11 protein-coding genes are annotated in these 12,663 nt (G+C 42.9%); 4 read left to right on the top strand and 7 right to left on the bottom strand.

Annotation, left to right across the window (positions count from 1 at the left end; all coding sequences use genetic code 11):
* Positions 1-357 precede the first annotated feature (357 nt).
* Together fabD and thiD are read right to left on the bottom strand one after the other, a co-directional pair.
* Positions 358-1,245, bottom strand: a complete 888-nt coding sequence (fabD, locus tag WKU26_RS04885) for an ACP S-malonyltransferase (RefSeq protein WP_340321112.1) — start codon at positions 1,243-1,245, stop codon at positions 358-360.
* 60 nt (positions 1,246-1,305) lie between these two features.
* Entirely contained in the window at positions 1,306-2,139 is an 834-nt protein-coding gene (gene thiD / locus WKU26_RS04880; protein WP_340321111.1) for a bifunctional hydroxymethylpyrimidine kinase/phosphomethylpyrimidine kinase, read from the bottom strand.
* A 158-nt stretch (positions 2,140-2,297) separates the two neighbouring features.
* Here thiD and WKU26_RS04875 point away from each other — a divergent pair, with 158 nt between their 5' ends.
* Entirely contained in the window at positions 2,298-3,362 is a 1,065-nt protein-coding gene (locus WKU26_RS04875) for a mannose-1-phosphate guanylyltransferase (protein WP_269877860.1), read from the top strand.
* Between the two features lie 265 nt (positions 3,363-3,627).
* On the opposite strand, the gene mnmA is transcribed toward WKU26_RS04875, so the two are convergent.
* The 5 genes from mnmA to WKU26_RS04850 form a co-directional block, all read right to left on the bottom strand.
* Positions 3,628-4,689, bottom strand: a complete 1,062-nt coding sequence (gene mnmA / locus WKU26_RS04870) for a tRNA 2-thiouridine(34) synthase MnmA (RefSeq protein WP_340321110.1) — start codon at positions 4,687-4,689, stop codon at positions 3,628-3,630.
* A gap of 73 nt (positions 4,690-4,762) precedes the next feature.
* The gene (locus WKU26_RS04865) at positions 4,763-6,577 is read right to left on the bottom strand and encodes a YgiQ family radical SAM protein (RefSeq protein ID WP_340321109.1); all 1,815 of its coding nucleotides are present in this window, start codon (positions 6,575-6,577) and stop codon (positions 4,763-4,765) included.
* Positions 6,578-6,785: 208 nt separating this feature from the next.
* Complete coding sequence (locus WKU26_RS04860; RefSeq protein ID WP_269877865.1) at positions 6,786-7,112, bottom strand: hypothetical protein; 327 nt, start codon at positions 7,110-7,112, stop codon at positions 6,786-6,788.
* Between the two features lie 38 nt (positions 7,113-7,150).
* Entirely contained in the window at positions 7,151-7,705 is a 555-nt protein-coding gene (locus WKU26_RS04855) for a 1-acyl-sn-glycerol-3-phosphate acyltransferase (protein ID WP_269877866.1), read from the bottom strand.
* A gap of 5 nt (positions 7,706-7,710) precedes the next feature.
* On the bottom strand, positions 7,711-7,983 hold the full coding sequence (locus WKU26_RS04850) for a hypothetical protein (RefSeq protein WP_269877867.1): 273 nt from the start codon (positions 7,981-7,983) through the stop codon (positions 7,711-7,713).
* A 334-nt stretch (positions 7,984-8,317) separates the two neighbouring features.
* On the opposite strand from WKU26_RS04850, the gene WKU26_RS04845 reads away from it, so the two are divergent.
* The 3 genes from WKU26_RS04845 (at position 8,318) to WKU26_RS04835 (ending at position 12,663) form a co-directional block, all read left to right on the top strand.
* On the top strand, positions 8,318-9,961 hold the full coding sequence (locus WKU26_RS04845) for a diphosphate--fructose-6-phosphate 1-phosphotransferase (protein ID WP_340321108.1): 1,644 nt from the start codon (positions 8,318-8,320) through the stop codon (positions 9,959-9,961).
* Positions 9,962-10,090: 129 nt separating this feature from the next.
* On the top strand, positions 10,091-10,987 hold the full coding sequence (locus WKU26_RS04840; protein ID WP_338157918.1) for a glycoside hydrolase family 25 protein: 897 nt from the start codon (positions 10,091-10,093) through the stop codon (positions 10,985-10,987).
* A gap of 158 nt (positions 10,988-11,145) precedes the next feature.
* Complete coding sequence (locus WKU26_RS04835) at positions 11,146-12,663, top strand: sulfatase-like hydrolase/transferase (protein WP_445323215.1); 1,518 nt, start codon at positions 11,146-11,148, stop codon at positions 12,661-12,663.

Genomic DNA, 12,663 nt, shown 5'->3' with positions numbered 1-12,663 from the left:
TATATTGTATTATAAATGTTTGTATATGCTGGTGATATGTTGCAATTGGAAAGATTGTTTATGTAACTATGTAAACGTATTTTATACACATTTGTATGAAAAATGTATAGGTATGTCTGTAAAGACAATGATTTACCGGTTAGAACTATGGCGAAGTAAGGAGATATGTATAGAAGATAATGGAGGATGTGGAAGAGGAGTATATGAAAAGTAAATTAATGCAAGAAAGCAATACTTTCAAATTGAAATTGGAATAAAAAACTCCTCTTGTCTGGAGCTTGAAAAATGGATTTTACTCACAGACAAGAGGAGTTCTGAAGATTGTATGCTTATAAATTATAAGTACATGTCTTAAATTTATTCGATACCGTGTGCGTTAGCTTCCTTATTGATTTTCTTGATAAGACCTTGCAGCACGGCACCCGGTCCGCATTCTGTAAATTCATCTGCACCGTCGGCAATCATGTTTTGTACAGTCTGTGTCCAACGTACAGAAGCTGTCAGCTGAGCTACCAGATTCGCTTTAATCTGAGCTGGGTCTGTATAAGGTTTGGCATTTACATTCTGGTAAACAGGACATTTGGGAGTGTGGAACTCTGTAGCATTGATTGCTGCTTCCAACTCAACTTTTGCAGGCTCCATCAATGGAGAGTGGAAAGCACCACCTACTTTCAGAGGAAGTGCACGTTTTGCTCCGGCAGCTTTCATCAGTTCGCAAGCTTTGTTGATACCCTCGATAGAACCCGAAATAACAATCTGTCCCGGACAGTTGTAGTTGGCTGCAACGCAAACTTCACCTTCTGCTGCTACTGATGCACAGATTTCTTCTACCTTTTCATCAGGCAATGCGATGATAGCTGCCATTGTAGACGGTTGTGCTTCGCATGCTTTTTGCATAGCCATTGCACGCGCATAAACCAGTTTCAAACCATCTTCGAATGACAACGCTCCGGCTGCAACCAATGCAGAAAATTCTCCTAAAGAGTGACCAGCTGTCATTTCAGGCTGGAACTTGTCGCCCATGCACAATGCAGAAATCACTGAGTGAAGGAATACTGCAGGCTGTGTTACTTTTGTCTGGCGCAAGTCTTCGTCTGTGCCTTCGAACATGATATCAGTAATGCGGTAACCTAAAATATCGTTTGCCTTTTCGAATAATTCTTTTGCTAAGGGTGAGTTTTCGTACAAGTCTTTTCCCATTCCTACAAACTGGGCACCTTGTCCGGGAAATACAAATGCTTTCATAAGTTTTTTGTTTTTAATTAAAGTTATACTATTTGCAAAGGTAATGATTCTTTTGAATAATTACTCATTTTGGCTTAAAATGTGCATTGCTACCGGGGAGTGGAAATGGTTCAGAGGACCATGTCCTTCGCCGATGTGAATATCTTTCCCGGATACAATTCCTTGATATACATATTCTTTTGCCTTCTTCACAGCCTCTTCCGTGGAGTTCCCTAAAGCAAGGAAGGTTGCGATGGCCGACGATAACGTACATCCGGTGCCATGGGTGTTTTTACTTTCTACTTTAGGGGCTGTAAAAAGATACGGCTCTGGCTGTTGACTGGTTTTAAGTACATCGCACATGTCTCCTTTTTCCAGATGTCCGCCTTTGATTAATACAGCTTGGCAGTGATATTCCAGCAGGTGGTCTGCTGCTTGTTTCATGTCTTCTATTGTTTTTATCGGACTGCCGGTAAGTACTTCGGCTTCACGCAGATTGGGAGTAATGAGCGTAGCCAGCGGAAAAAGTTCGCGGGTAAGTGCCTCTATGGCTTTGTCTTCGATGAGTTTGCAGCCGCTTGTCGATACCATAACCGGATCGAGTACCACGTGGGCAGGTTTATATTTGCGGATGGCATCGGCTATTACCTTTACAATTTCCACATCATTAATCATTCCTATTTTGATAGCTTGCGGACGAATGTCGGTCATGACAGCATCGATTTGTCCTTTTACATATTGTGCCGGAATGGGATGTATGTCGGATACTCCACAGGTATTTTGTACGGTAATGGCTGTGATGGCACTGGCAGCATAAGCTCCTAACGCAGAAATGGCTTTGATATCGGCCTGTATGCCGGCTCCGCCGCTACAGTCGGAACCTGCAATTGTTAATATACAAGGATAATGTAGCATGTTTTTTTCTTTATAGTTGAAAGACAAAAGTAAAAAGAATGTGTAAGTTTTGCAAGGTAAACCTTATCTTGAGTGAGAGTCACGAATAAAAATGTAAAAAAAAGGAAAACTAATCAATAATTCTCTATATTTGCAAAAACCAAAAGAATATAGCTTATATGAACTTGAACAATAATCATTTGGTAATAATGGCAGGAGGGGTTGGCAGCCGGTTTTGGCCGATGAGTACAGAAAAACTTCCCAAGCAGTTTATTGATATATTGGGATGTGGAAAAACTCTGCTTCAACTTACTGTAGACCGTTTTAAAGGAATTTGTTTACCTGAAAATGTATGGGTAGTCACTTCTGCCCAATACGAAGATATAGTAAAGGAACAGTTGCCCGATATGCCGGAAGGTCATGTCTTGCTGGAGCCTTGCCGCAGAAATACGGCTCCTTGTATTGCTTATGTCAGCTGGAAAATCAAAACCTTGAATCCTAAAGCCAATATTGTGGTGACTCCCAGCGATCATATCGTAATGGATTCCAGAGAATTTGCAAGAGTGATAACTTCGGCCATGAAGTTTACTGCCGATTCGGATGCGATTGTGACTTTGGGAATGAAAGCTACACGACCGGAAACCGGATATGGATATATCGAAGCGGATATGTCGATGGCTTCTCCTTCGAATAAAGAAATTTATCGTGTAGATGCCTTTAAGGAAAAGCCGGATTTGGAGACTGCCCGCCGTTATGTGCAGCATAACAATTTCTTCTGGAATGCCGGAATTTTTATATGGAATGTGAATACCATAGTCAATGCAATGCGGGTGTATCAGCCACCTATTGCGGAGATATTCGAACGGATGATTCCTTATTATCATACAGAAAAAGAGCAGGAAATGGTGAATGAACTGTTCCCGATGTGTGAGAATATCTCTATAGACTATGCGGTAATGGAAAAGGCTGATGAGATATTCGTTTTTCCTGCTTCATTCGGATGGAGTGATTTGGGAACCTGGGGCTCGCTGCATGAGAACTCCAAAAAGGATGCACATAATAATGTATGTGTAGGAGAGAATATCAAGTTGCATGAAACCCGTAACTGTATTGTGCATACTACTCAGGAGAAAAAAGTTGTCATTCAGGGATTAGACGGATATATTGTAGCAGAGAAAAATGATACTTTGCTGATTTGTCGTCTGACCGAGGAGCAGCGTATCAAAACGTTCTCAGAGGAATAAACGATAGATAATATAGTAAGGAGTTGAAACAATGAAGATTGAGGCTGGCGATTTTGGAACAGCCGGATCTTTATTGTTTCAACTTTTTTATGGAATAAGTGTTTGCATTGTATCTTTAATGGGAAGTATGTGCAATGCTGTTCTTGTTCTGTAATCAACGACGCTGGCTGTACAATCGACGTCGTCGGATTTGGATTCGCCGACAGTGGCTGTGTAGCCGACGGCGTCGGTTGAAGCTTTTTCCCTGTGTCGTGTGCTGCGGATATTATAATCTGATTTCTCCGCTGCCGATACATAAGTGTGCCTGTGCATCGTATACCACTCCGAATTGTCCGGGAGCAATACCCTGAAGTTTCTGGTCGCTTTCTACGAGGTAGCCGTGTTCGGACTTGATGAGCTTGCCGGTGTGGAATGTATCTGTGTGCCGGATTTTGAAGCAGATTCTTTCTTCTTTGTCGGGGGTAAACGGGTTGCAGGTAATAAAATGGAAGTTCTGGAGTTTGAAGTGGTGGCCGTATTGTTTTTCTGTATCGTATCCTTTCGATACATAGAGTATGTTTTGGATGGTATCTTTGTCGACTACAAAATAAGGTCCTCCACTCAATCCCAGTCCTTTTCTTTGTCCGATGGTATGAAACCAAAATCCTTTGTGTGTACCCAGTTTCTTTCCTGTTTCCAACTCAATGATATCTCCCTGACGTTCGCCTAAAAAACGGCGGATAAAGTCGTTATAATTGATTTTTCCCAGGAAACAGATGCCTTGGCTGTCTTTTCGCTGTGCACTGGGCAGTTTGGCCTGTTGGGCTATGCGGCGTATCTCTTGCTTGGTATATTCTCCTAAAGGAAATAATAGTTTGGAAACCTGCAAGTAGTCTATCTGTGCAAGAAAGTCGGTCTGGTCTTTTACCGGATCTTTTGCTGTGGCCAGCCATGTGCGCCCGTCTATCCTACAGGTTGTGGCATAGTGTCCGGTCATGATTTGGTCGTAGTCATATCCCACTTTCTTTTCAAAGCATCCGAATTTTATCAGTTTGTTGCACATCACATCCGGATTTGGGGTAAAGCCTTGCTTCACCTTATCGATAGTGTATGCAACTACATTTTCCCAATATTCTTTCTGGAGGTCTACGATGTCGAATTTCAGCCCGTATTTTCTTGCAGTAGCCGAAGCCAGTTCGATGTCTTCTTCGGCTGTGCAACTTAAGCTCTCGTCGGTATCCATTCCTATCTTGATATAGAAAAGGTCGGGCTTATAACCTTGTTCGCAAAGCAAGTGTACCCCTACGGCGCTGTCTACACCTCCGGAAATAAGTGCGGCTATATTCATAAATCTGTTTTTTTTGTTAGCCGCAAAGGTACACTACTTTGCCGGGAATGGAAATACCCTATTTAGGGGATATTTATCTTCCGTACAGCTTGTCTATCAGATCATTTCTGCCAATGCGCTTAAGTTCGCTGATAATGGCTCTTCTCTCTTCCGGCTTGTACCAGAAGAAGAACATGCGCTGTGCCAACTTTTCTTTGGGAGTCTTGGCAGAGAATACCGGTTCGAGTGTGTAAGGATGGAAGCCAGTATACCATGCTTCGGTGGCTACGGTCATCGGAGTAGGAGTGAAGTCCTGTACTTGTTCCAGGTGGAAATCCAGCCGCTTGGTAATTACAGCCAGTTCGGCCATGTCTTCTTCCGTGCATCCGGGATGACTGCTGATGAAGTAAGGAATAATCTGCTGACGCAGATTTAACTCTTTGTTCAGCTTGTCGAAGATTCGTTTGAATCGCTGGAACTGCTCGAAAGGCGGTTTTCGCATGAGGTACAAAACACGGTCGCTTGTATGTTCCGGTGCCACTTTCAGTCGTCCGCTCACGTGGCGGGCAATAAGTTCTCGGGTATACTGTGCAGTGCTCTGGTTTACAGCGGGGTCTTTGCTTTCGTGAAGCAGTAAGTCGTAGCGTACTCCGCTTCCGATGAAGCTCTTCTTGATACCGGGCAATGCATCTACCGACTTGTAAATGTCGAGCAACGGACGGTGGTCTGTATTCAGATTAGGGCATACTTTCGGATGAATGCACGAAGGACGCTTGCAGCGCCGGCACATCTTCTCGTCTCGTCCGCGCATCATGTACATATTGGCAGACGGTCCCCCTAAATCACTCAAATAGCCTTTGAAGTCGGGCATTTCGGTGATAGCTTTTACCTCGCGCAGGATACTTTCCTTGCTGCGGCTGACAATGAATTTTCCCTGATGTGCAGAGATGGTACAAAAAGCACATCCTCCGAAGCATCCGCGGTGAATGTTGACGGAGAATTTAATCATTTCGAAAGCCGGAATTCGCTTTCCCTTGTATTTCGGATGCGGCAAGCGGGTGTAAGGAAGGTCGAATGACATATCCAGTTCACCTTGTGTCATTGGTGGGTAAGGAGGGTTCACTACCACTGCCTGATTGCCGGTTTCCTGCCAGATACGAGCCGCTTCGTATTTGTTGGACTCTTCTTCTATGTGTCGGAAGTTTTCGGCCTGTTTCTTCTTGTCTTTCAAACACTCTTCGTGAGAGAAAAGACGCAGGTCTCCTTCTTGTGGAGAGAATTCCTTGCTCGGACACAGATAAGCAGTTTGCGGTAAATCTTTCGGTAATTCCGGTGAATGGTGCAGATGCTTGCACAAGTCGGTAAGCGGTTTTTCTCCCATACCATAAATCAGCAAGTCGGCTCCCGATTCAAGCAAGATAGAAGGACGTACCTTATCCTCCCAGTAGTCGTAATGAGTCAGTCGGCGCAGGGAAGCTTCTATTCCTCCCAATACGACCGGTACGTCCGGGTAAAGTTTCTTTAGTATTTGGGTATAGACAATACTCGGATATTCCGGACGCATGTCATGGCGTCCGTCGGGAGTATAAGCATCTTCGCTTCGAAGTCGTTTGTTGGCTGTGTATTTATTGACCATGCTGTCCATGCATCCGGCAGATACACCGAAAAACAGACGGGGGCGTCCCAGCTTTTTGAAGTCGCGTAAATCGTCTCGCCAGTTAGGTTGGGGTACAATGGCTACACGCAGTCCCTGCGATTCCAGCATTCTTCCGATAACTGCTGCTCCGAACGACGGATGGTCTACGTAAGCATCTCCACTGAACAGGATGACATCGAGTTCTGTCCATCCTCTCAGCTCTATTTCTTTTTTGGTTGTAGGCAACCAGTCGGTTAGCTTATACTCTTTCAATGTTTTGATTGTTTGAAGGTTGATGAATATCCTGAATATCTTTTCAGCAATTAAGGAGTTAAGAATTTGAAGTAGTCAAAAAGCAAGGAGGTGAACAACTGGATTTTCCGATACATTGCTTTGTGCCATGTATTGGTCTCACTGTGTGTTTCTCTTTTCTTTTCTGACTGCTTGTTTTTCTTAACTCCTTAATCTTTTTGTATTTCTTTTACTCTGTGGCAGAAGCAGTATTATTGTCTTCCTTTTCTTCTTCCCATTTAATATAAAGCATAATCAGTTGGTGTAAGCCGAATGCTTTCATATTGTTATGGTAAATTACATCAATGCATAAGTCCAGCAAATCTTTGCTGTTTCCTTCCATTGATGAAATCAGAGAACGTATGTTCAGTTTTAATTTGTCGAGCACGCTTTCGTCTACAATACCATTGCTGTCTATCAACTGTTGGAACAGAGAATACTTCTCGATGGTCTGCAGATGGGCATCCGATACCTCGATGGAACGTGTACCCGATGGATTGGCTTGTATTGTGTACATGACTTTTCAGTTTTTAAGTTAGTGTACGGATGAACAAGTTAAATTTCACCTAATGCAAATTTCTCCGGATGCTTACCTTTAAAATGCTTGAAGTAGAGTTTTATTTCTCGCATGTCTTTCTCAATATCTCCACTTGGAATCAAGTATTTATTAGCAGAAATACATTTTTTCTCGTAGTCGATACCAATCAGGACAATGGGAATCTGAGCTCCTAATGCAATGTAGTAAAAGCCTTTTTTCCATTCTGGGTTTGCAGAACGTGTTCCTTCCGGTGTAATTGCTAAATGAAACTTTTCGCTCTTTTTTATTTGTTGGATAATCTGATCTACCATCGAAGTGCGTTTGCTGCGGTGTACAGGTATTCCCCCCATCCATCGGAACAGAATTCCCAAAGGAAAGAAAAACCATTCTTTCTTCATCATAAAGCCGGATTCACGCCCTATTGAGCTAATGAAAAGCTTGCCGATGAACAAGTCCCAATTGGTGGTATGAGGAGCTGCGCAGATAATACACTTGTCGAAGTCCGGAACATTGACTTCAGCTTTCCAGCCTAATACTTTTTGGTAGATAAACCGGCAAATAGTTTGTTTCATTCGTATTATTTACCCAATTCTTCTAATTTTTTGAATATTGCTTCCACTTCTGTATTGAAGTCGCTTTTCAGTTTCTTGTAGAATACCTTTACACTTCCCGGTTCAGTATGGCTGATACGGCTGATGATATCTCTTCTTAAGTTTACAATTTGCAAAAACAGCTGGCTGATTGCTTCTCTGTTTTCTTCTTTTGCATTCATGCTTTCTACGATACATAAGCCTGCTACCAGGTCTGAGATATAGTTAACATTTTTCTTTAAGTTTCTTCTATTAGCCATAGTTGTAAGTTTTTAGAAGTTTATAATAAGTTTGTTTCGGGGGTAAAGATAACCTTTTTGCTCGACAATTCCTATTAATTACAGTTTTATATGCTTGTATTTTCCATGTGCTTTTATAATTGGAGACGGTATGTAGCAGGAAAGAATCTGATTGTTATTCTGATTTTGTATGATATGGGGATAAAGAGGATATAAAATGTCTTCGGCAGGAAACCTTTGTAACGTCTTTTTTGAATTGAAGAAAAGTTCTTCGGATTCTTTTATATTTCCGAAAAAAACACGAAATTTGCACAGACGTAGAATTATTTACATCTTATTATATAATAATACAATTATGACAAAAAGTGCATTACAAATTGCAAGAGCTGCTTATCAGCCTAAATTGCCTAAAGCGCTGAAAGGTGCAGTAAAGGTACAGGAAGGAGAACCGACTCAGTCTGTAGCAGACCAGGAAGCTATTAAAGCTTTGTTCCCGAATACTTACGGTATGCCGTTGATCAAGTTTGTAGAAGGTGAAGCTACTGAACATGCTCCTATGAATGTAGGTGTAATCTTGTCTGGTGGTCAGGCTCCGGGCGGACACAACGTAATCTCTGGTTTGTTCGATGGTATCAAGAAATTGAACGCTGAAAACAAACTGTACGGTTTCATCTTGGGTCCTGGCGGTTTGGTTGATCACAAATATATTGAATTGACTTCTGACATTATCGATGAATACCGTAACACTGGTGGTTTCGATATCATTGGTTCTGGCCGTACTAAATTGGAAAAAGAAGAACAGTTTGAAAAAGGTTATGAAATCTTGAAAGAACTGGGTATCAAAGCTTTGGTTATTATCGGTGGTGACGACTCTAATACTAACGCCTGTGTATTGGCTGAATACTATGCAGCTAAGAACTATGGTGTACAGGTAATCGGTTGTCCTAAGACTATCGACGGTGACTTGAAGAACGATATGATTGAAACTTCATTCGGTTTCGATACTGCTTGTAAGACTTACGCTGAAGTAATCGGTAACATCCAGCGCGACTGTAACTCAGCACGCAAATACTGGCATTTCATCAAGTTGATGGGTCGTTCGGCTTCTCACATTGCATTGGAATGTGCTTTGCAGGTTCAGCCTAACGTATGTATCATTTCTGAAGAAGTTGAAGCTAAGAATATGTCTTTGGATGATGTAGTAACTTACATCGCTCAGGTAGTAGCTGACCGTGCTGCTGCTGGCAACAACTTCGGTACTGTATTGATTCCGGAAGGTTTGATCGAGTTCATCCCGGCTATGAAGAGTCTGATTGCTGAATTGAACGACTTCTTGGCTCACAATGGTGAAGAATTCAACAACATCAAACGTTCTAAACAGCGTGAATATATCATCAGCAAGTTGTCTCCGGTTAACTCTGCTATCTACGCTTCTCTGCCAGAAGGTGTAGCTCGTCAGTTGTCTTTGGATCGTGACCCACACGGAAACGTACAGGTTTCTTTGATCGAAACTGAAAAACTGTTGTCTGAAATGGTTGCTACTAAGTTGGCTGCTTGGAAAGAAGAAGGCAAGTTCGTAGGTAAATTTGCTGCTCAGCACCACTTCTTCGGTTACGAAGGTCGTTGTGCTGCTCCTTCTAACTTCGATGCTGACTACTGCTATGCATTGGGTTACACAGCTTCTATGTTGATGGCTGCTGGTAAGACTGGTTATATGTCATCTGTACGCAACACAACTGCTCCTGCTGAAGAATGGATTGCAGGTGGTGTGCCTATCACAATGATGATGAACATGGAACGTCGTCACGGCGAAATGAAACCAGTTATCCAGAAAGCATTGGTTAAATTGGATGGTGCTCCATTCAAGGCTTTCGCTGCACAGCGTGAAACTTGGGCTAAGGAAACTGCTTATGTATATCCGGGTCCTATCCAGTACTTCGGTCCTACAGAAGTTTGCGACCAGCCGACTAAGACTTTGCAGTTGGAACAAGCTAAATAAGAATTGTTTCTGATAGCGAAATAAATAAGTAATGTCATTCTGAACATGGGGAGACAGGGCATGCGATGCGTGCCGGATGTATTTCCTCTTGTTCGGGATGACATTTTTAAATGTAAAAAAAGAGACGATATGGTGAAAGAACCGCCCATACAGGTGGTAAATAAAACGCGTAAGACAGCGAAACAAAAGCGCACAAAGACTGTACGCTCCAAATCTGCTGCTTCAGGAAACCGGAAAAAGAAGAAAGACTCTGAATATTCTTCTATTCCCTTGTGGCTGAAGTATGTGATTCTGGGAGTGTCTGCTGCTTTGTTTGTGATTGTCTTTTATTACTTTTTCATTCGTCCCTATACTTACCGGTGGAAACCTTGTTATGGTGTGAAAGCCTATGGTGTATGTTTGCCTCAAGGATATAGCGTACATGGGTTCGACGTATCACATCATCAGGGGAAAATAGATTGGGAAGAATTACATAAAACCCAGCAAACTCCTTTCCCCGTTCGTTTTGTCTTTATGAAAGCTTCCGAAGGAGGCGATTTCAGTGATACAGCTTTCGTACGCAATTTCGATATGGCCCGTCAGTATGGCTTTATTCGCGGTGCTTATCATTTTTATAATCCAAAGACCGATGCAGCCCGTCAGGCCGATTTCTTTATCCGTTCGGTAAAACTTGAACCCGGAGATTTACCTCCTGTTCTTGATATTGAAACACGCAGCAAGGACGTTCCCAAGCTACGTCGCGATTTGAAAATATGGCTTGACAAGATTGAGAAACATTATCATGTAAAGCCTATTCTTTATACTTCTTATAAGTTCAAGAACCGTTATCTCAACGATTCGATATTCGATTCATATCCATATTGGATAGCCCATTATTATGTAGATTCAGTGGAATACAAAGGGCAGTGGAAGTTCTGGCAGCATACCGATGTGGGAACATTGCCGGGAATCGATGAATCGGTAGACTTGAATGTATTCAATGGAAATATGGAAGAGCTGCTCCAGCTCACTATTCCGAAAGAATAAATAAACAGACCTGTATCCTTTTGTTATCGGGAATAATTCGTATCTTAGCGCGGATTTTCCGATAACTATTATTGTATCCCTATCTGTGTTTAGTGATACAATTCTCTTTGTTTTACTTTAAAAAACAATCTATGAAGAAATATTCTTATTTACTTCCTATGACTATTATGGCTACAGTAGCCAATGTATATGGAGCCAATCGAGGGGCTGACAGACCGAATGTGGTATTTATTTATGCCGATGATATTGGTTACGGTGATTTAAGCTGTAACGGAGCGACTACCATTCATACTCCACATGTGGAACGTTTGGCTGCAAACGGTATCCGTTTTACCAATGCGCATGCTGCAGCAGCTACCAGTACGCCTTCTCGCTATGCCATGCTGACAGGGGAATATGCGTGGCGTCGGCAGGGGACCGGAATTGCTGCCGGTAATGCCGGTATGATTATCCGTCCGGAACGTTATACGATGGCCGATCTTTTCAAAAGTGCAGGATATACGACCGGAGTAGTCGGTAAATGGCATTTAGGCTTAGGAGATAAGCAAGGTACACAAAACTGGAATGAAACCCTTACTCCCGGTGTACGCGATTTGGGATTCGATTATTCGTATATTATGGCTGCTACAGGCGACCGCGTTCCTTGTGTGTTTGTAGAAAATGACCGGGTAGACAATCTGGACCCTTCGGATCCGATAGAAGTCAGTTACGAAGCCAATTTCCCCGGTGAACCTACCGGAAAAGAACACCCTGAAATGTTGCGTATGCATCCGTCGCACGGGCACGATATGACCATTGTGAACGGAATTTCCCGTATCGGCTATATGAAAGGGGGAAAGAAAGCACTTTGGAAAGACGAGAAAATTGCAGAAACCTTGACCGAGAAGGCCATCCGCTTTATCGAACAGCAGAAAGATAAACCATTTTTTCTTTATCTGGCTACACAAGATGCCCATGTTCCCCGTGTACCGGGAGAGCAGTTTGCCGGTAAGAGTGGAATGGGGCCTCGTGGCGACTGCCTGCTTGAATTCGACTGGACGGTAGGGCAGGTACTCGATGCTTTACAGCGTTTGGGACTGGATAAAAACACTTTGGTTATTCTTTCGAGCGACAATGGTCCGGTAGTAGACGATGGATATAAAGACCAGGCGGTAGAATTGTTGGGCAATCATAAGCCGGGAGGAATATACAGAGGAGGAAAGTATAGTGCTTACGAAGCCGGAACCCGTGTCCCCTGTATCTGGAGCTGGCCGGCTCAGATTAAGTCCGGACAGGTTTCCGATGCTTTGGTCAGCCAGATAGACTGGATGGCTACTTTGGCAAAAGTAGTTGGAGCGGATATCCCCCAAGGTGCAGCTCCCGACAGTCGGCCACAGCTGGATGCATGGACAGGCAAGGATAAAATTGGACGTGAAACACTGGTTACCCAAAATGCAGCCAACAATCTTTCTTTACTTTCCGGAGAGTGGAAATACATCCGTCCGGGTGGAGGTGCAGCGTATGAGTATAATGTAAACATCGAACTGGGAAACAGTAAAGAACCTCAGTTGTATAATCTGAAGCAAGATCCTCAGGAGAAGCACAATGTGGCGACTCAGTATCCGGAAATACTGAAAGTGATGAGTGAAAAGCTGGAAGATATCGTAGACGGACGCTATGGACTTCCTTTATATTAA

This window comes from Phocaeicola sp. HCN-40430 (assembly GCF_037890285.1).
Classification (GTDB): Bacteria; Bacteroidota; Bacteroidia; order Bacteroidales; family Bacteroidaceae; genus Phocaeicola; species Phocaeicola acetigenes.
Note: the sequence above shows the minus strand (reverse complement) of the source record. Positions and strands in the feature narration are given on the sequence as shown.

What these genes read in the sequence shown, in the direction of transcription:
- WKU26_RS04855 (WP_269877866.1), bottom strand. Translation starts at nt 7,705, where the DNA reads ATGAAACAAACTATTTGCCGGTTTATCTACCAAAAAGTATTAGGCTGG.
- WKU26_RS04875 (WP_269877860.1), top strand. Translation starts at nt 2,298, where the DNA reads ATGAACTTGAACAATAATCATTTGGTAATAATGGCAGGAGGGGTTGGC.
- thiD (WP_340321111.1), bottom strand. Translation starts at nt 2,139, where the DNA reads ATGCTACATTATCCTTGTATATTAACAATTGCAGGTTCCGACTGTAGC.
- WKU26_RS04840 (WP_338157918.1), top strand. Translation starts at nt 10,091, where the DNA reads ATGGTGAAAGAACCGCCCATACAGGTGGTAAATAAAACGCGTAAGACA.
- WKU26_RS04850 (WP_269877867.1), bottom strand. Translation starts at nt 7,983, where the DNA reads ATGGCTAATAGAAGAAACTTAAAGAAAAATGTTAACTATATCTCAGAC.
- WKU26_RS04860 (WP_269877865.1), bottom strand. Translation starts at nt 7,112, where the DNA reads ATGTACACAATACAAGCCAATCCATCGGGTACACGTTCCATCGAGGTA.
- fabD (WP_340321112.1), bottom strand. Translation starts at nt 1,245, where the DNA reads ATGAAAGCATTTGTATTTCCCGGACAAGGTGCCCAGTTTGTAGGAATG.
- WKU26_RS04835 (WP_445323215.1), top strand. Translation starts at nt 11,146, where the DNA reads ATGACTATTATGGCTACAGTAGCCAATGTATATGGAGCCAATCGAGGG.
- mnmA (WP_340321110.1), bottom strand. Translation starts at nt 4,689, where the DNA reads ATGAATATAGCCGCACTTATTTCCGGAGGTGTAGACAGCGCCGTAGGG.
- WKU26_RS04845 (WP_340321108.1), top strand. Translation starts at nt 8,318, where the DNA reads ATGACAAAAAGTGCATTACAAATTGCAAGAGCTGCTTATCAGCCTAAA.